The organism is Butyrivibrio sp. AE2005 (assembly GCF_000686965.1).
Taxonomy (GTDB): Bacteria; Bacillota; Clostridia; order Lachnospirales; family Lachnospiraceae; genus Butyrivibrio; species Butyrivibrio hungatei_A.
In genome coordinates this window covers 56,733-74,254 of the sequence record NZ_JMMD01000001.1, presented here as the reverse complement: position 1 = coordinate 74,254, position 17,522 = coordinate 56,733, and the positions used below count along the sequence as shown (strand labels likewise).

At 40.7% G+C, this 17,522-nt stretch carries 16 protein-coding genes; 1 reads left to right on the top strand and 15 read right to left on the bottom strand.

Annotated elements, in window-relative coordinates; all coding sequences use genetic code 11:
• Positions 1-62 precede the first annotated feature (62 nt).
• From DL92_RS0100350 to DL92_RS0100330, 5 genes are all read right to left on the bottom strand, one after another.
• Complete coding sequence (locus DL92_RS0100350) at positions 63-1,211, bottom strand: GGDEF domain-containing protein (RefSeq protein WP_026666575.1); 1,149 nt, start codon at positions 1,209-1,211, stop codon at positions 63-65.
• Positions 1,212-1,374: 163 nt separating this feature from the next.
• Positions 1,375-1,611: a hypothetical protein gene (locus tag DL92_RS0100345; protein WP_026666574.1), complete on the bottom strand. Its 237-nt coding sequence runs from the start codon at positions 1,609-1,611 to the stop codon at positions 1,375-1,377.
• 73 nt (positions 1,612-1,684) lie between these two features.
• The gene (locus DL92_RS0100340; RefSeq protein ID WP_242845821.1) at positions 1,685-3,322 is read right to left on the bottom strand and encodes an EAL domain-containing protein; all 1,638 of its coding nucleotides are present in this window, start codon (positions 3,320-3,322) and stop codon (positions 1,685-1,687) included.
• Positions 3,323-3,430: 108 nt separating this feature from the next.
• Complete coding sequence (locus DL92_RS0100335; protein ID WP_026666572.1) at positions 3,431-4,828, bottom strand: glycoside hydrolase family 5 protein; 1,398 nt, start codon at positions 4,826-4,828, stop codon at positions 3,431-3,433.
• A gap of 117 nt (positions 4,829-4,945) precedes the next feature.
• Positions 4,946-5,830 (bottom strand): PilZ domain-containing protein, encoded by an 885-nt coding sequence (locus DL92_RS0100330; protein WP_026666571.1) that lies wholly within the window; start codon positions 5,828-5,830, stop codon positions 4,946-4,948.
• 119 nt (positions 5,831-5,949) lie between these two features.
• On the opposite strand from DL92_RS0100330, the gene DL92_RS0100325 reads away from it, so the two are divergent.
• Positions 5,950-6,648 (top strand): YggS family pyridoxal phosphate-dependent enzyme, encoded by a 699-nt coding sequence (locus tag DL92_RS0100325; protein ID WP_026666570.1) that lies wholly within the window; start codon positions 5,950-5,952, stop codon positions 6,646-6,648.
• A gap of 229 nt (positions 6,649-6,877) precedes the next feature.
• Here the strand turns inward: DL92_RS0100325 and DL92_RS0100320 are convergent, their stop codons facing one another.
• From DL92_RS0100320 to DL92_RS17760, 10 genes are all read right to left on the bottom strand, one after another.
• Positions 6,878-7,693 (bottom strand): hypothetical protein, encoded by an 816-nt coding sequence (locus DL92_RS0100320; RefSeq protein WP_026655233.1) that lies wholly within the window; start codon positions 7,691-7,693, stop codon positions 6,878-6,880.
• Between the two features lie 564 nt (positions 7,694-8,257).
• The gene (rho, locus tag DL92_RS0100310; protein WP_026666569.1) at positions 8,258-9,688 is read right to left on the bottom strand and encodes a transcription termination factor Rho; all 1,431 of its coding nucleotides are present in this window, start codon (positions 9,686-9,688) and stop codon (positions 8,258-8,260) included.
• A gap of 246 nt (positions 9,689-9,934) precedes the next feature.
• Positions 9,935-10,828: a protease modulator HflC gene (gene hflC, locus DL92_RS0100305; protein ID WP_026666568.1), complete on the bottom strand. Its 894-nt coding sequence runs from the start codon at positions 10,826-10,828 to the stop codon at positions 9,935-9,937.
• Positions 10,815-11,762 carry an FtsH protease activity modulator HflK gene (hflK, locus tag DL92_RS0100300; RefSeq protein ID WP_242845816.1) on the bottom strand — a complete coding sequence of 316 codons (948 nt, stop codon included), beginning with the start codon at positions 11,760-11,762 and terminating at the stop codon, positions 10,815-10,817. Before hflK ends, hflC begins: the two co-directional genes overlap by 14 nt.
• 95 nt (positions 11,763-11,857) lie before the next feature.
• The gene (locus DL92_RS0100295) at positions 11,858-13,204 is read right to left on the bottom strand and encodes an NCS2 family permease (protein ID WP_026666566.1); all 1,347 of its coding nucleotides are present in this window, start codon (positions 13,202-13,204) and stop codon (positions 11,858-11,860) included.
• A 55-nt stretch (positions 13,205-13,259) separates the two neighbouring features.
• On the bottom strand, positions 13,260-13,892 hold the full coding sequence (locus DL92_RS0100290) for a CPBP family glutamic-type intramembrane protease (RefSeq protein WP_026666565.1): 633 nt from the start codon (positions 13,890-13,892) through the stop codon (positions 13,260-13,262).
• 58 nt (positions 13,893-13,950) lie between these two features.
• Entirely contained in the window at positions 13,951-14,166 is a 216-nt protein-coding gene (locus tag DL92_RS0100285; RefSeq protein ID WP_026666564.1) for a hypothetical protein, read from the bottom strand.
• Positions 14,167-14,174: 8 nt separating this feature from the next.
• A complete protein-coding gene (locus tag DL92_RS0100280; protein WP_026666563.1) occupies positions 14,175-15,104 on the bottom strand; it encodes a diacylglycerol kinase catalytic domain-containing protein in 930 nt (309 codons plus the stop codon).
• Between the two features lie 39 nt (positions 15,105-15,143).
• Positions 15,144-16,334 carry an SPFH domain-containing protein gene (locus tag DL92_RS0100275; RefSeq protein ID WP_026666562.1) on the bottom strand — a complete coding sequence of 397 codons (1,191 nt, stop codon included), beginning with the start codon at positions 16,332-16,334 and terminating at the stop codon, positions 15,144-15,146.
• A gap of 273 nt (positions 16,335-16,607) precedes the next feature.
• Entirely contained in the window at positions 16,608-17,459 is an 852-nt protein-coding gene (locus DL92_RS17760) for an NUDIX hydrolase (protein WP_034468232.1), read from the bottom strand.
• Positions 17,460-17,522: the final 63 nt, after the last annotated feature.

The window sequence follows — 17,522 nt, the reverse complement described above, 5'->3', positions numbered from 1 at the left end:
AGGATTTGTCCTCGCCGGCCTTGCGATCAACTTTATTTCCTCGCTCTTTTAGTAAAAGATTTTTAATTATTCAGTTTTCTCTGCTTGTACAGATCCGAATCTGCCCTTGCAATGAATGACTGAATGGATATAGGAGCTTCATAGTCGTACTGAGCAATTCCCACGCTTACCGAGAGGTCATAAGCACATCCGGTAAGTTCGGGAATTTTTTTTACGTTATTCTTGATCTGATCGGCAAGCCAGCTCGCTTCCGCTCTGTATGCCATCTCAGCAACAACAACGAACTCATCTCCACCGTATCTTGAGATAAAAAATCTGCTTCTCGGGCCCTGGCACGCATCCTTAACGGCATTCGCAACCCTGACAAGGATCTTGTCACCTTCGCTGTAACCGTAAGTATCATTAATAGACTTGAATCTGTCTATATCTATGATCAGCATAAAAAGAGAAAGCCCCGGATTCTGATTTCTCATTTTCTGTACCAGATATTTATACATCTGATTCTTGTTATTTATCTGTGTCAGAGGATCTATAGACACAAGATTATCCATATAAGTTATGTATACATACAAAACCGCAGCAAGGCTTCCGTAGCATATAAACGGAACTCTCCAATACATTGCCTGCAATATTCCAAGCAAAATAGGCGTTATCGGGAATATACCGATCATAAAATAGATATATCTCTCTGCATATCTATCCTTGCTGAACGCACGTGACAAAGCCTTTATCGACGCCGCAAGAAGGTATCCGAAAGGAACGATTATAAGTATCAGATACAGTTTTCCTCCCGTGAGATTACCGTTCTCATCAAGGTAGTAAACAAGACCTGTTCTGTATGCAGTCACGCACAAAAGAGCCGATATCCAAACCGGCACACTTATAAATACCCTTGTAAGATCACTCTCAATATACTTCTCTTTCTGCATAATTTCTGACAGAATATACCAAATATACGCAGCTACATTTATTAAAAGGTATGTGAAAACATTAGATAAATATAACAGAGTTTTGGATGAGCCTAAGTAACCGCCGTCTACCAAAGCCCAAAAGATTTCCGCAAAACAGTATGCTATAAGTACTATTATCAGATTACCGAGATAAATCTGTGAAAGTTGTTTATTTACACCCTTTCTGATCTTGAACAGCAGAAAGGCCATCAGAAATATGCATGCAAGATGTGCTTCAACGTAATAAAAGACGTATGTCAAAACCGGACCTCCAATCATCGTACATAGTCATAATTTTATCACGAAATTCTGAATAATGCCCACGAAATTACACTTTTTTATACAATATTTATAAATAATTATTCTAAATTAGGAATAATTCTATGATATAAAAACGGAAGTCTCATTATAAGACTTCCGCAATTTATCCTCTATCCGCTATAGCTTTCAGCGCATCAAATTCCGATTCGTACACTCCACCCATTTTCTCAAGGTCGTCCCACGTATACCACGCTCCGCTAAGTTGTATTCCCTTAATCGATATATCCGTAACAATAACCATAAACGGTTTTTGATTAACCACGATATACGCAGTTCTGTTCAAAGCAAACGGTGTAATAAAAATATGTCCTGTGTCGGTAAGATGATTCAATTGATCCAACGATAAACTCTTCGATAAAGGTACTGTCCGCATCATATGCTTCGCCCACTTCTGAACACTTACAACAGTAACATTACTTTTGTAACAGCTTTACAAATTCATCAATTACAACCGGCTTGGAATACAGATATCCCTGGAAAGACGTAGCACCGTAATTCTTCATTATCTCTTTCATGCTCACGGTCTCAATTCCCTCAATCGTCGAGCTTATATTCATATTCCTTGCGCATGCAAGAATCGCATCAACCACATATTGCTTTTCTTTTACATTCTCGATATCCATGACAAAAGATCTGTCTATCTTTATCGCATCTATAGGCAAAGTTATAAGCAGTTCAAGCGCCGAGAAACCTGTTCCGAAATCATCAAGTGCGATCTTGATTCCTTTTGATTTAAGGAAGATCATCTCGTTTCTCAAAAATGATTCATCAAGAAGCTTGCACCTCTCCGTAAGCTCAAGGCACAGGTTCTTCGGAGGATATCCGACTTCATCGATTATCCTGAGAAGATCGGTCCTGAAATTCTGTCTTTCAAGCTGCATATATGAAAGATTTATGTTGAGAAGGAAATCAGGCATGATCGGTAACACCTTCTCTTTTATTGCGGTCATTGACGTCTTCATGATCCAGTAACTAAGGTCATAGAAAAGAGGATCGTTTTCAAGCCATGCAACAAAATCTCCCGGAGAGATATTTCCAAAAGGTTCCATGTTCCATCTCACAAGTGTCTCTGCACCCACCAATTTCTCGGTGTTTGCGTTGACGATCGGCTGATAGCACATGTAGAATCCCTTACATCCGTCATTTATGCAGTTTCTGAGTGTATTTATGACAACAATCCTGTCATGATTATTTATATAATTGTCATTTCCGAATTTAACGAGTTCTCCATGTTTTTCGTGAATTGATTCATCCAGTCCAAGGAGCACGCCCGTTAATATCGTATGTACATCAACATCGAAATTTCTCACTTCCGAGAGACTTCCGCCGATATTTATCGCAACTTTGCTGCCTTCTATCTCGATCGAATTTCTTGCATATTCGGATATTTCTTTGTATATTGAAGACATTTTTTCTTCGGTAAAGACAGAAGATACTATTGCAAACTTTGTTCCGCCCGCATGAAATACAAAAGCTCCGTCAAGATAATCGATAAGCTTTTCGGCGAAGTTTTTAAGAACCTTATTTCCGACTTCATAGCCGTAAATATTGTTGATCTCATGAAAGTTGCACAGTCCGACCATAAGGATCTTGTACTTTTCTTTTCTCTCCTGATATTCTCTGAGATCGTTAAGAAGCTTATATCTTGTATATAAATTTGTTATGGGATCATATTCGGTAGCAATTCCGTGATTGTCGATCGTGCCTGCAAAATACACCGGATGACCTTCATCGTCATCAATAAGAAATCCCTTGCACGAACAAACTACATACTCTCCCGTCTTATCAAGCGCTCTGTAGCTCATATCGTGTATTTTCGTATTACCGGTGAACAAATCCTGTAAAGATTTCTGAAATCTGAACCTGTCGGCAGGATTAATTATAGAAGCCCACACTTCTCCGGCATTATCTACATACTCACCGGGAAGAGCAAATCTATCGACGCAACTCCGGGAAAATCTACAGATATTTTTTTCTACATCAAATAAAAATACATATCTGCTCTCCGAAGAGTTCGCAAATGCTTCAAAAACTTTACTTAACAGTCCCATCTTATCCAATATATTACCCTCTCAGAAAAGCTGAATCGTACAAGAATATTATACTATCCCCCGATATTTGTGTAAATTCGTTTATATATATTTAATATTTCCCAACTTTTACGGGCTGTCATTCTTCATATAATCACGCATATAATTCCAATATTCATCATCTCTGTCAAAATCGGAATATTTTTCAAGTTTCCATACAATGTAGCTTATATTATATTTCTCAACGATAGGCATCCACTGCTGTATCGTCTCCATATCATAATAGTCTTCCTGTTCGGCATCCGTTCCCGCAACCTCGGTCATAAACACGGGAAGTTTTGCTTCCATCGCTTTATCTATCTGTTCTATCTCGCTCTCGAATTCACTGTTATGTCCCGTATATTCATGGAAAACATACATAATGTTGTCGTATTGAAGCGGATCCTTCATAGGTGCATAAAGATCTGCCGAAAAGTCGGGTGTTCCGACAAGTATAAGCGAATCCGGATTGTTATTTCTGATAAGAGGTATGATCACGGAGCAGTATTCTTTTACATCATCCCATGTTGCCTCGCCGTTTGGCTCATTGCAGATCTCATAGATAATATGCTTGTCATCCTTGTATGTCGAAGAAACATATTCCCAAAACTTCTTCGCATATTCAATCTCTTTCAAAGGATTCTCTTCTTCAAGAACAACCCACTCAACAATAGCATACATACCGGCTTCTCTTGCAGCAACGATTGCCTTATCAAGTGTAGCCGTGATCCTTGCCCTGTCCTCATCGGAACCGGACGCATATCCTTTCTCGGGAGTTCCCCAGAATGATGTATCGACATTAACGGGAAGTCTTAATACATTGGCTCCCCACTCTTCTTTCATTCTGTTAAATACGCTCTTTCGCGCAAGCTGCGGCTGGACACTTAAGTAAAAGTTTGCAAGTCCCTTAAGCTGAATGGGATTTCCGGCTTCATTTACAAGCTTTCCGTCAGCAACGTGCAATAGACCGTTCTCTTCGGTAAAGAGCGGCCCGGAGCTCTCGCTTTCTTCTATCATTTTTCCGGTGATCTCCACTTTATCAACAAGAACATTATGTCCGTACACATATACGTACCCTTCATCGATTATGGAATTTTTCTTTTCCTCTGAGATTTCAAAAGAAATGCTGTCTTTTCCTTTTTTTACTTTCCTGTTTTCACCGAATGACTTATCGTCCCAATTAAGTCTCAGACCAATTTCATGCGACGAATCCTTCGTATAATTATTGGTCTTGTAATAGGCTGTAAGCACCACGTCTCCGTCAAAACGTTCAAATTCTTCGGCAGAGATTTCCGCATCTCCGAGATTATCCCAGCGAAGCTGCGCTCCTCCAAGATCAATAGTCACCTTTTCTCCATCGACTGTACTCTCAACAGCCATGTCACCTTTATCGGCTTCACTTTCTGCTTTCTTGCCGTTCTTTCCGCCACATGCGGTAACGATCAAAGAAATAACAAGCATAAGCGTCAATACACTTCTCTTTTTCACAATTTTTAACCCCTATATTTTTTTGCTGTAAACAGCATAAAGAGCAGTTATTGTCTTAAACAACTGCTCTGTCTTCCCTTTAATGGTACAGATAATGCCGATCGGTTCGGCATTTCCTCAGATATTTTTAAGATCGAGAATTCTCTCAATCTCACGCCTTTCATCGTCCATCTTCTTTTCCTTATTCTTACGGAGAATTGTCATATCATCTGAATCTGTACTTTCTTCCATGTCTTTAAGATTCATCTGTTTTCCCGACCTTATGGTAATGGTCGCCGGTCTCTCCGGAATTATATCCCTTGCAACATCCTCTTCAACTTCAAGAATCTGCTGCTGTTCGGAAATTGTAGGATTAAGATTGGTCGCAGGAGCATCATCGAGTTTCGTCTGTTTCTCATTCTTCTTCGAACTTAAAAGTCCGATGAGATCGATATTAAGATTCGATATGCTGCATCCTACGGCATTTTTTTTGCCAAGTTTAAAATTTCTTACAACTACAGTGCTTAATTCATAATTATGTAGTGTTGCCCCGTACCTGAACATTACGTCAATCTTATCTCCGGGTACACACTCTGTGTCATCGTCTACAACAAGAGAAATTCCTCTCATAGATATATCATGGACAAGGCAGTTTCTAAGCTGCATGTTATCTCCGTTGACAGAAATGAGTCCGAGCTTTTCGATATAAAAACGTTCCGCTCTTCTTGAGTTCTCAGGTTCCAACATAGATGAGCACCTGATCAAATGAAAATTCCCGTACCTTGTCTTTACGGGCGAAATTGCTGTAGACATGAACTTGTATACGCGTCCGTCACGCTTGTTTCTAATCTGAACATTGGATGGTTCTAAAAACTGAATATACTTACCGAAATACTCCATCGGTCTTACCAGAAGTCCAACATTCACACCAAAAATAGCCTCAGTCATGATAACAACCGAGTGTCCGTTAATGGCCGCATAAATCTTTACCTCTGATCCGTTTGCGATCTCGCTAACCTTCATATGCTTTTTTTCCCCACTTGAATCGTGTTACACCATCACATCATATGATATACTATAAAATACAAAAAATAAAGAAAAACACGGTTTATGAGTTATAAACAACATTAAAGGAGCGGCCGATGATAAAAGAAAACCTTGAATATGTAGAAAAAAACATAAGAAAAGCCTGCGAAAAAGCCGGCAGAAAAAGGGAAGACGTAACCCTTATAGCGGTAAGTAAGACAAAACCCGTAAGTGACATCCGCGAAGCAATGGCCTGCGGCATCACTGTATTCGGAGAAAATAAAGTTCAGGAAATAAGAGATAAGACAGCCGAGATAACAGAGCCCCTCTCATGGCACATGATAGGTCATCTTCAGGCCAACAAAGTAAAATATCTTCCCGGCGTTGCATGCATGATACATTCCGTTGACAACAGAAAGCTCGCCGACGAAATTGAGAAACAGGCAGCAAAGCACGACCTTGTAATGGATGTTCTCGTAGAAGTGAACATGGCTCACGAAGATACGAAATTCGGTCTTTCACCGGATGAAGCCATTGATTTTGTAAAAGAGATCAGCACTCTCCCCCATCTTAACATCCGCGGATTTATGACAATCGCTCCCTACACGGAGGATCCCGAGTCAAACCGCGTATACTTCAAGGGGCTCCGCGAGCTCAAAGATCAAGTTAATTCCCTGTCCATTCCCGGCGTTCACATGGACACACTCTCAATGGGCATGACCGGCGACTATGAAGTTGCCATCGAAGAAGGCGCAACCTTTGTAAGAGTCGGAACAGGAATCTTCGGCGAAAGAGACTACAGCAAGAAAGCTTGATTTTAAATTAGTACATTGAATATCCTAAGATATTTGATGAGCTGAATAACGGTAAGATTACCGTTATTCAGCTCGTTTTTGGCTATACATAATCCCGTTGTTGACGTCAAGTGTACCGGCAAGATGACAATTAGATAATTTACTCATGAAATAATCCATGTACTGCGTTGTCGTCAATCGTCGATGTCCACATCGACGATTGTCTCCGCCTTGTACTTACCGCTTTTCCCTAAGTATTTCTTTCAGGTAGTTCGCTCTTTAATCCATACTTCACAATAAGTGCCTGTATGATTTTATCGCTTAATACTGTTTTTTGGGATTCAAAGGATAATATTAAATTATCCCCCGGAAATATGCCATTTAACATATAAGAATTGATCTTCTGAATTGCCTTCTCTGCGTATCCAGGATCATCCATTCTACCATCATGCTCCCAATAGACCTCTTTCCCGTCTCTCTTTCTTAAAAATGTAAAATCCGGATATATTGTTCCTATACCTCTTAGTTTCAACGGGCACTCATACTTATATTCAATACCATTATCATAGAAGTAATCTGCAAGTATCTTTTCTGTCTTTGAACGAACCCGTTCCCCTTTCTTTGTACATATTACAGGTATATTATCCGCAAAATCTTTTCCGTTATAAGGGACACTTTTCCATCTCTTGATTCGCTGATCCCACGGAATCTCAACTGCTTCTACGATACTTTTTCTAATAGGATGCAGTTCCCGGTATATATCCTCAATCTCGTTGTCCTTGTATTCCTCAGCAATCGTTGCAAGTTGCTTTAGCCTTCTGTCAACAAGCCTTTTCACCTTGCTGTCATAGGACTTCTGAGCAAGTTTATAAGCCAGTTTCACCTTATCTTTCTTGATATAGGAATTTTTATTATTGCCGGAGCAATAGATAAACTGAGTATTATTCTTGGATGTAGTTATTTTCAAAAAGCCATCCGGTGCATCAGTCAGCCTGTCCTCAACTATTCTGCTTATCCTGAGTAATCTGTCTCTTTCCCTTTTTAACAATTCTTCAAGGCTGTTCATATAACGTTATTCTCCTTTGTATTCCTTTATTTTTCTTTGCTTCCCTTGTTTTCCCTTTATCTTTAGGTGTTATCCTATCTTTTTTACAATGATTGCATTTTGGGACAGGGTTATCTTCTGCCTTTTCCCTGTCTATTTTCCGTTGTCTGCATTTTTAGACAGGGATATACCCTGTTTTTTCACTGTCTATTTTTTGCTACCTGCATTTTTAGACAGGGACATACCCTGTTTTTTCACTGTCCATTCTTCGCTACCTGCATTTTTAGACAGGGGCATACCCTGTTTTTTCACTGTCTATTTTTCGCTACCTGCATTTTTAGACAGGGACATACCCTGTTTTTTCACTGTCCATTCTTCGCTACCTGCATTTTTAGACAGGGACATACCCTGTTTTTCACTGTCCATTTTCATAAAATAGCAAATAAAGACAGGGGGTTCTAATTTCATTCCATCCATTCAATAGTTCAATTTCAGTTATATATGAGATTTGTAACAAGAAATAAAAGAATCACCGGGCTGTTTACTTTATGCCAGCTCCGGTGATCATAGATTATTTAGATACTATCAGAAGCGGATCTGCTTCTCTACCATTCTTACGAACTCTGTGTTGTTTCTTGTCTTGGAGAAGAGGTTGATGCACTGGTCTACAGCGTCATCTGCCTTCATGCCGTTAAAGCCTTTTCTGAGGTTATTGATGGCTGTGAGTTCTTCTCTGTCAAGAAGCAGGTCTTCTCTTCTGGTACTTGACTTCGGAATATTGATTGCAGGGAAAATTCTCTTTTCCTGAAGCTTTCTGTCAAGAACCATTTCCATGTTACCTGTTCCCTTGAATTCCTCGTAGATAACATCGTCCATCTTGGAACCTGTCTCTATAAGTGCTGTCGCAAGAATTGTAAGGCTTCCGCCCTCTCTCATGTTTCTTGCTGCACCGAAGAATCTCTTAGGCATATGAAGAGCTGCGGGATCAAGACCACCCGAAAGTGTTCTTCCCGAAGGAGGAACAACGATGTTATAAGCTCTTGTAAGTCTTGTGATGGAATCAAGAAGGATAACAACATCCTTGCCGTGCTCAACAAGTCTCTTAGCTCTCTCCATTACCATCTCGGCAACTCTCTTGTGATGCTCGGGAAGCTCATCAAATGTAGAGTAGATGACTTCTGCGTTAGGTCCCTCAATTGACTCCTTGATATCTGTAACTTCCTCAGGTCTCTCATCGATAAGAAGAATGATGAGATGGATCTCAGGGCTGTTCTTAAGAACAGACTTAGCCACTTCCTTAAGAAGTGTTGTCTTACCTGCCTTGGGAGGAGAAACGATCATTCCTCTCTGTCCCTTACCGATAGGGCTGATAAGATCCATGATTCTCATTGCAACGCTGGCACCTGGCTGTTCAAGTCTGATTCTTGAATTAGGGAAAATAGGTGTCATATTCTCAAAATTCCATCTTCCCATAGCAACCTCGGGCTTGTATCCGTTTACGGTATCAAGGCGAAGAAGTGCGGCAAACTTATCTGTCTCTTTCTTTGCCCTGCATGTTCCCTTAAGAATATCTCCCGTCTTAAGATTAAATTTCCTAATAAGACTCGGTGCTACATATACATCATTTTCACCGGGAAGATAGTTCTCACATCTGATGAATCCATATCCATCCTGCATTATCTCAAGAATACCGTCGGCAGTATCACCGTCAAGCAGTTCATTTTCAGTTTCTTCTTTTGCCGATGCATCAGACTTCTTTTCCTGCTTCTCTTCGGCAATGTCATTCTTGTGTCCAAAATCTTCTTTCTGAGATTTAACCACTATATTTTTTTTGCGAGGCTTTGAAGGTGCTTCAGTAGCATCATCGGAATCTGCTAAAGCTTTCTCTTTCTCGTCAAGTTCACACATAAGATCGATGATCTCTGACTTCTTCAAAGTAGTTGCGCCCTTGATTCCCCTCTTCTTGGCAATATCTCTAAGGTCATTTAGTTTCAATGTTTCATATTTCTCTCTCAAATTTAAACTCCTATCCTCTGCGCACTCAATCGCAAGACTGTAAACTATAAATGTTAAAATAATTAAGTGGGATAAACAAACGAATGCGTAATACTACGCGTTTGCTTACGGAATATTTCGTTTTCGATATATGTACCATACACCATATTTTTTTCTAATGCAAGAAAAAAAATCAATTAGAAATATTAAATAAACGGAAAGCGACCACACTATCAAGTGTGGCCGCCGCAAATCCCCGATGTTTATTTAATTAAAATTCCCGTAAAGAATCTTTGCGAGTTCTGAATTCTTATCAAGGATAAGTGTCTTATTGTCTCCTACAAGTGATTTCTTGATGGCATCAAGACCTCTTATATAGCTGTAAAACTCTGACTTTTCTGTTGTATCATATGCCTTGGAAAGTGTCGACATGTAAGCTGACTCTCCTTCAGCCTCAAGCACTGCCGCATCTTTCTCGGCATTTGCTTTTACGATCGCAACTTCCTTATCTGTCTCGTTATGGATCTTCTGAGCTTCGGCATCACCCTGAGCTGTGTAGGATGCTGCGATATTATTTCTCTCTGAGATCATTCTCTCATAGACAGCCTGCTTGTTGTCATCAGGAAGATCCAAAGCTTTGATCTGAGCCTGTACGACTTCAATTCCGTATCCTGTCATATCTGAATTGGCTTCATCTGAAATGAGCTTTGTAAGCTGCTCACCTCTTGCCTCAATAACTTCATCCTGAGTCATTGAAGAAATGGCGTTCTTTGTAGCATTGTAAACAGATGCCTCAATTCGCTCTTCAGCCCTTGCATCTATCGCATTAAGAGTCTGGATGTACTTTACAGGATCTACAACCTTCCATATCACATAAGTATCAGCAATCATAGATTTTTTATCCTTAGTGATAACATCTGACTTAGGAATATCGTAAAGCACTATCTGTGCGCTGATCGACTGTGTATCATCAATGAAAGGTGTCTTAAAATAAAGTCCCGGCTCTTTTGCAAGGCTGATGATCTTACCGAATCTTCTTACGGCAATGTACTCTTTCTGATGAACAACATAAGTCGCGGATAATGCAAGGAAAGCAAGTACACAAACGATCAGGGCTATTACTGTTCCGATAATCTTTCCTTTATTATTAGTTTTCTCCATCTTTTGCCCCTCCTTCAACAGAATTAAAACTTTCCAGAGGAAGCATTTCCTGTGTTTTTCCGTCTGTGATAATAACCTTAAGTTCGGGAAGAATGTCTTCCATTGTCTCGTAGAACAGTCTCTTCTTGGTTATGTATGGCTGAAGCTTGTACTGCTCATACATCTCATTGAATCTTGCAACCTGTCCTTCGGCTTCCGCTATTCTGGACTCTTTCTTTGCAACAGCATCCTGAACGATCTTATCTGCTGTGGCTTCTGCCTTGGGAAGCTCTTCACTCTGATACTTCTTGGCATTGTTTATAGCTGTCTCTTTGCCCTGCTTGGCTGTTTCAACAGACTTAAATGCCTGAACAATCTCCTCTGTGGGCGGCTCTGCATCCTGTACAGAAAGGTTTACCACCATAAGTCCTATATCCTTATTGGTCAGTTCGCCCTGAAGTTTTTCTTTTACTTCTGCTTGGATCTGTCCCTTTGCTGTTGTAATCACATCATCAACAGGATAATTTACAACCGTGTTTCTGATGCATGACAGAGCCATGTTCTTCATTACAACTTCGGGATTCTCGCAGTTATAATATGCTGCTACGGGATCACTTACCTTGTATTCAAGGTAGAAGTCAATATCTACAAAGTTAAAGTCTGAAGTGATCATAATTCCTTCATCCTCTACAGTAATGTTCTGTCCATCCTGCATAGTGTAGCCGATACCCACACCATGAGTGGTCATATCAATGTGGTGAACACTCTGAATAAAAGGAACTTTAAAATAAAGACCTGCGGTGTCAACTCTGACAACCTTACCAAACATTGTAAGGATTGCCTGCTCCTGCTCCTTAACGGAATAGAAGCTTCCCGTTACCGTAAGCAGTACAAAAACAGCTATAATGCCTACGAGTATGAGCTTGGGATCAAATTTTCTTTTTTTCTTGATCATCATTTTCTCCATTCTCATCAAATAATAATCTATGACATAAACAGGCACCGTCACAAAAAGCATTGGCGGTGCCCGTAGTCAATAATATTATGTCATCACTGGAAGTTGGTAATAAGGGCAATTATCCTAAGTACAAAAAGTACAAATACAATCCACATAACAGGGCTTACATCCTTAGCCTTCTTAACGATAACCTTAAGGATTACCCATGCAAGAACAGCAAACATAATACCTGTAGCGATTGAATATGAAAGAGGCATCATTACTACCGCGAGGTAAGCACCTACAGAATCAGCGATGTCTCCGTCAAACTTAACCTTGGTAACACTCATAAGCATAAGCATTCCGACATAGATAAGTGCGGGAGCCGTTGCAAATGAAGGAATAGCAAGGAATAACGGGCTAAGCACAAGTGAAACAAGGAACATCACACCTGTTGTAAGAGCCGTAAGTCCTGTTCTTCCGCCTGCAGCAACGCCTGCGCTTGACTCTACGAAACTTGTGATGGTTGATGTACCAAGAACGGCACCTGCTGTTGTTCCTACGGCATCGGCAAGAAATACCTGTCCGACTCTGGGAAGATTACCGTCCTTATCAAGAAGCCCCGCCTTATCGGCAACACCTACGACTGTTCCAACCGTATCAAAAAGATCTACATACAGGAAGCTGAATGTAATTGCAAGGAACTGAATGAGATGTGATGCAGCCCAGCCGAAATTAAGCTTAAACGCTGTTTCAGAAATTGCTCCGAGCTGAAGTCCCTGTGAAAAATCGGGGAAAAGATTTCCTGCTGTATAAATTCCTGCTGCCTGAAGGATCATACCGATTATCCATGTTCCGATAATTCCGATAAGAACGCCGCCCGTTACTTTGTAATAAACAAGCGCAGCTATCAGGATAAGTCCCACAAGCGCAAGCACCATGTCAAGATCGCTGAAGCTTCCGAGTCCTACTACCGTAGCCTCATTTGCAACAATGATATGCGCGTTCTGCATTCCGATAAATGCAATGAAAAGACCTATTCCTGCGGAAATACCGAACTTAAGGTTCTGAGGAATACTATTTATAATCTGTTCACGGAATTTGAAAAAAGAAAGAATAATAAACAAAAGACCTTCTACAAAAACCGCTGTGAGTGCGATCGTAAAAGGGTTCTCTTCGGCGGCCAGTTCCGAAAGACAAACCGTATATGCAAAATATGCATTAAGTCCGAGTCCCGCGGAAAGTCCGATAGGATAATTAGCTAAGAAAGCCATGATAAATGTTGCGATTGCCGATGCGATCGCCGTAGCGACAAATACACCGTTTGCATTCATTACAGTTCCCAGGATATTAGGGTTTACGGCAAGGATATACGCCATAGTAAGGAATGTCGTGACACCTGCAAGTATTTCCCTCTTTACCGTGGTGTCATGTTCTTTGAGCTTGAATAACTTCTCCAACATACTTTTTACCTCTCCTTTGCATTATAATGACTATAACCTTTATCAACCCGCATTATCTGAAATAGATTCTTGCGAGATCATAAACTGTCTCATATCCGGTGTTATAAACCTCAAAAAGAAACTGTGCCATTATTGAAACATATACATTCTTTGTAACAAGGTAAGCAATTGTAACGGGAAGCGCCATCAATATGATTGTCGTTATTCCGACCACCCCGTGTGCCAATGTTATAGAGCAAAGTAGAAGGCTTGCTATTGTCAAAAGTACCATTTTTTTCTTATTGTCAAATAAAATAATCGCTTTTCTATAGAAAAGTCCTTCCGCAACAGGCTTAATCACCATAAACAAAAGGCACTTAAACAAGAGCGGAGCAAGCTCATTTCTGATAGGTAAATGAACTATGCTGTCATAATATTCACTGTACATTCCGACAATTATTTTTTCCTGAAAAAAATATGCCAGCACCATGGCCGCAACCGTCATCATAACGGGAATCCAAAAATTTTTGACTTCACTGAAATTACTGCTCAGTTCTCTGAATGAGAACTGTTTATTTATAAAGTAAAAGTATACGATCAGTCCAACGTAAAAAACAAAGAAAAAATAAAATGACTGTTTTTCCCAGATAATTGTTGAAATAATCAGGACCAGTTCCCAAATAAACGGTATGTATAAGCGTTTCACAGCTGTGCTCCTTTGAATGTACAATCAAGCTATATTATAAATATTCCGTATATTTAGGTCAATTTATTTTTTCTGCCACGATTATGCAGTTCGAAGCAGGGTATTCAATCGCATCTCCGTTCTCGTCAAGAAGGTCGAGATATCTCTCAAGTCGCTCTGCGTTTACGTAAACATTGTCCGTCTCTGTCAGGAGCTTAAGCCACTTGTTGTCTGCAAGCACTCCTTCCCTGATATTTCCGTCACCGTCAAAATATTTATCAAAGCTGATTCCCATATAATCTCCTAACCGGTCACGAGCCTTCCGATTCGGTCCGAGACACCAATTGTAATTTCCATTCCCGCATTGAAATCAATAGTGTCATCGATAACGCCGTCAGAGAAAACAACTCCGTTTTCACTCATGTTTGACGTGATCACCAGCTTCTCATTGTCCAATATCTTCCCGAATACTATATCCGCCTGTGTAAATTTACTCGGATACGGCTCTCTTACCTGGAAGATTAGTTGTCTTGCTCCCCAGTCCGCGTGAAGTTCAGTGACGTAATTAAGGCCAAATGCTTTGGCAATTCCCACAAACTCTGCCATGATCGACTTGTGCCAGCCTGTCATCCCAAAGCCTGTAGATATGATTATTCCCGATGATGATTGATTTTCAACCCGGTTACGATAGTTAATGTTATATCTTGCTGAGGTATGATTAGATACTCCGATAAAGAAATCATTTACCGCATATAATACCTGACCATCCTTAGTCTCCACTTTTCCCATTGTAACATTTTTTGTATCAAATGTGCCATTAATCACCTTCGGAAGAACTTTTCCTATTTCTCCGATCTCAAAGGGTAAAAGAACTCCGTCCCACCTTGCGAGATCCGGATTTACGCCGATCAGTGGCTGACCGTCCAGATACTTCATGGCATTTGCGACAAGCCCGTCCTGACCGACCGCTATCACGATGTCATCTTTTCCAAAGATCATGTTGGGAAGATATTCTCTGTCGATCTCCTGAAGTCTTGCACAGGGGCGAATCAGGTTTCTGATATTTTCAAGAGCCGCATTATAGGTCTTGTCTTCTCTCTCGTAGTCGGAGAAATCGGCTCCAAGGTGCTCGATGTAAAACCTTGCCTGCTCTACTGTGTTATATCTTCTCTTAAGTTCTTCATATCTTGTGCGGCGTTTTATCAAAACAACCTTATTCATTCCCCTGTCCATAGTGACCTCCGTTTTATGAGTATCTCGTTAGATTACCGATCAGTTCTTCTGTGCAAGTCCGTTTGTGATAGTCTGTAAAAGATCCGGTGTGAGATTGAGCGCTCCGATCTTGTCCGCATTCTCACCGATGTTCATGAATGCCTTAGCCATGAGTGTGCTCGGATCTGTCTGTGCCATTGCGCAAGCTTCGACGAGAGCCACATTCAGGTTGTTGTAAGCATCTACAAGTCCCTTAAGTGCATATGCCTGCTGGTCTGCCTTTACTCTCTCATTTTCTGCTTCAAGAGCGGTGTACTCACTGTTCTTCTTTTCAAGTTCAATCTTTCCGAGCATCTCGTTATTCTCAATTTCAAGCTTACCAAGCATTTCCTTGTTCTCAATCTCAAGTTTCTTGGTTGCAGCCATCTCTTTTAACGCAAATTCTTTTTCCTGCTTCTCGGTGCTCATCTCAAGCTCACTTCTGAGAGCTCTCATGCGCATTTCCTGTTCTCTTTCTTCGCGTTCCTTCATCATATCAAGGTCGCAGCGCTGTACATACAGTTTCATTTCCTGCTCTTTTTCTTCCTTCTCTTTTTCCTTCTCGGCAACCTTGATCTCTGTGTTGATCTCGTTTTCCTTGATCGTGCGCTCCTGCTCTATCGCTGCATTACGGCGCTTGTATATCGCATCATCCTGCTCTTTAAGGATCTGCTCACGGGCTGCTGCCTCGAGAGCCTTTCTTGTCTCTGTCTTTGGGTTGATGCCAAGAATATTGATAGCTACAATGCTGACTCCAAGCTTTTCTATCGCTTCATCATTTGTAAGCGCATCCTGTATTGTCTGGGCCATCTCATCCGCAAGTCTTATGATCGTCCTTACATCCTTCCTGCTGACTTCACGAATGACTATTGCCTTAATTATGTTATTTATTCTTTTTTCCAAAAGAGCCATCTGCTCAGCAATTTTCTGCTCCGTAGAAACATTCGTCTGATATGCGAAATCAAGCATCTTTGAAGCCTTGTTGTAATCAGTGATCATGTAGGTTGTAACGCCCTGAACACATACACTCTGATAATCGCTTGTAACCACATCATCGAATGCGAATGCTCCGTCAAAAGCAGTTGATGGCGCCACCATGATGCTGGTCGTAAGATTGTTGTAGAACACCGACAATCCCAAACCTTCCTTGATCACTTTTCCATTCTTGATAACCATTACATAATCGTTTGGCTTAAATTTTCTGAGTTTCATACTGCTTTCTCCTTCCTTGCTTTAAGGTTTTTGTAACTGTGTTGCTTGTGCGTTTGTGTGTTGCGCATTTGCTTTGAGTTTTATGCTTTTGTATTAGTAGCTTTTTGCTACTTTTTATCTTTGAATATATAATAGTAGCTTTTCACTACTTTGTCAACATAAAAAATAAAAAGCATGAAAACGCCATTTAAATAGGCATTTCATGCTTTTTTTGATCATTCTTCTCTATATTTACAAGAAGTGTCACATATCTTCTTTTATATCTTAATCCCCTTACCCCTTATACCGATACTCGGCGGACATCTTTTTGCTGCTGATGGACTTCATCTTCTCGCCGGTAGCCTCGACCTTGGGGGCGATCATTGCGCGGAAGTTTGTCTTGTAGAGTTTTTTGCCGAGCACAAGTTCATACAACACCTGAAGATCTGGCAAAGTGAACTTCTCTCCTATCATATTAAAAGAAAGGTCAGTATGCTCAAACTCAGCCTTGAGCTTAAGGATTGATTCTATGATTATCTCGATATGATCAAACGCAAGCTCTTCCTTACTTGCAGGCTCAGAAACCCAGTTTTCGTAATATATCCTGCCGTTCTTAAAGCGCTTGTTCACGATAGAATATCTGATCTCGACATTTCTCTCGGCATTGATAAAGCTAATACTGTCTGCATCGATCACAAGATCAAACCATGCTGCGTCCTGTACTCCGCCTTCACTTTCTCCGACGCCCGCACAGGTTATTCCGTGGAGCACATCGTCGCTTGTATCGGAAACCAAGGCAAGGTATGCGATTGTCATAACCCAGGTTCTTGGATCTCTCGCAGGATTGGTAAAAGTATATATCTGATCAAGGTACACTCCTTCAAGCCCTGTCTCCTGAGAAAGCTTCCTCTCTGCTGCCTGATAAGCGGTCTCATCCTTACGAACAAAGCCTCCCGGAAGAGCCCACTGCTCCAGATACGGATGCTCATCTCTTTTCACCAAAAGAATCTTCAAAGTCATCAGATCCGCACTTGTTCCAAGCACCAGAATATCCGCAGTCACAGACGGTCTCTCATAATCTCCCGCCTTGTAGTCCTTAAGAAACTCTTTTTCAGTTAATCCATTCTTGTCTTTCTTCTGTGTCATGTGCGCTCCCTTGCACGTATATTCTTAAATATCTTGATACGAATTGCTGTTATTTCTCAGAAA

Excerpts from the sequence above, each read along its gene's own strand:
- DL92_RS0100340 (WP_242845821.1), bottom strand. The coding sequence starts at position 3,322 with ATGGGACTGTTAAGTAAAGTTTTTGAAGCATTTGCGAACTCTTCGGAG.
- DL92_RS0100330 (WP_026666571.1), bottom strand. The coding sequence starts at position 5,830 with ATGAAGGTTAGCGAGATCGCAAACGGATCAGAGGTAAAGATTTATGCG.
- DL92_RS0100325 (WP_026666570.1), top strand. The coding sequence starts at position 5,950 with ATGATAAAAGAAAACCTTGAATATGTAGAAAAAAACATAAGAAAAGCC.
- DL92_RS0100320 (WP_026655233.1), bottom strand. The coding sequence starts at position 7,693 with ATGAACAGCCTTGAAGAATTGTTAAAAAGGGAAAGAGACAGATTACTC.
- hflC (WP_026666568.1), bottom strand. The coding sequence starts at position 10,828 with ATGGAGAAAACTAATAATAAAGGAAAGATTATCGGAACAGTAATAGCC.
- hflK (WP_242845816.1), bottom strand. The coding sequence starts at position 11,762 with ATGATCAAGAAAAAAAGAAAATTTGATCCCAAGCTCATACTCGTAGGC.
- DL92_RS0100285 (WP_026666564.1), bottom strand. The coding sequence starts at position 14,166 with ATGGGAATCAGCTTTGATAAATATTTTGACGGTGACGGAAATATCAGG.
- DL92_RS0100280 (WP_026666563.1), bottom strand. The coding sequence starts at position 15,104 with ATGGACAGGGGAATGAATAAGGTTGTTTTGATAAAACGCCGCACAAGA.
- DL92_RS0100275 (WP_026666562.1), bottom strand. The coding sequence starts at position 16,334 with ATGAAACTCAGAAAATTTAAGCCAAACGATTATGTAATGGTTATCAAG.
- DL92_RS17760 (WP_034468232.1), bottom strand. The coding sequence starts at position 17,459 with ATGACACAGAAGAAAGACAAGAATGGATTAACTGAAAAAGAGTTTCTT.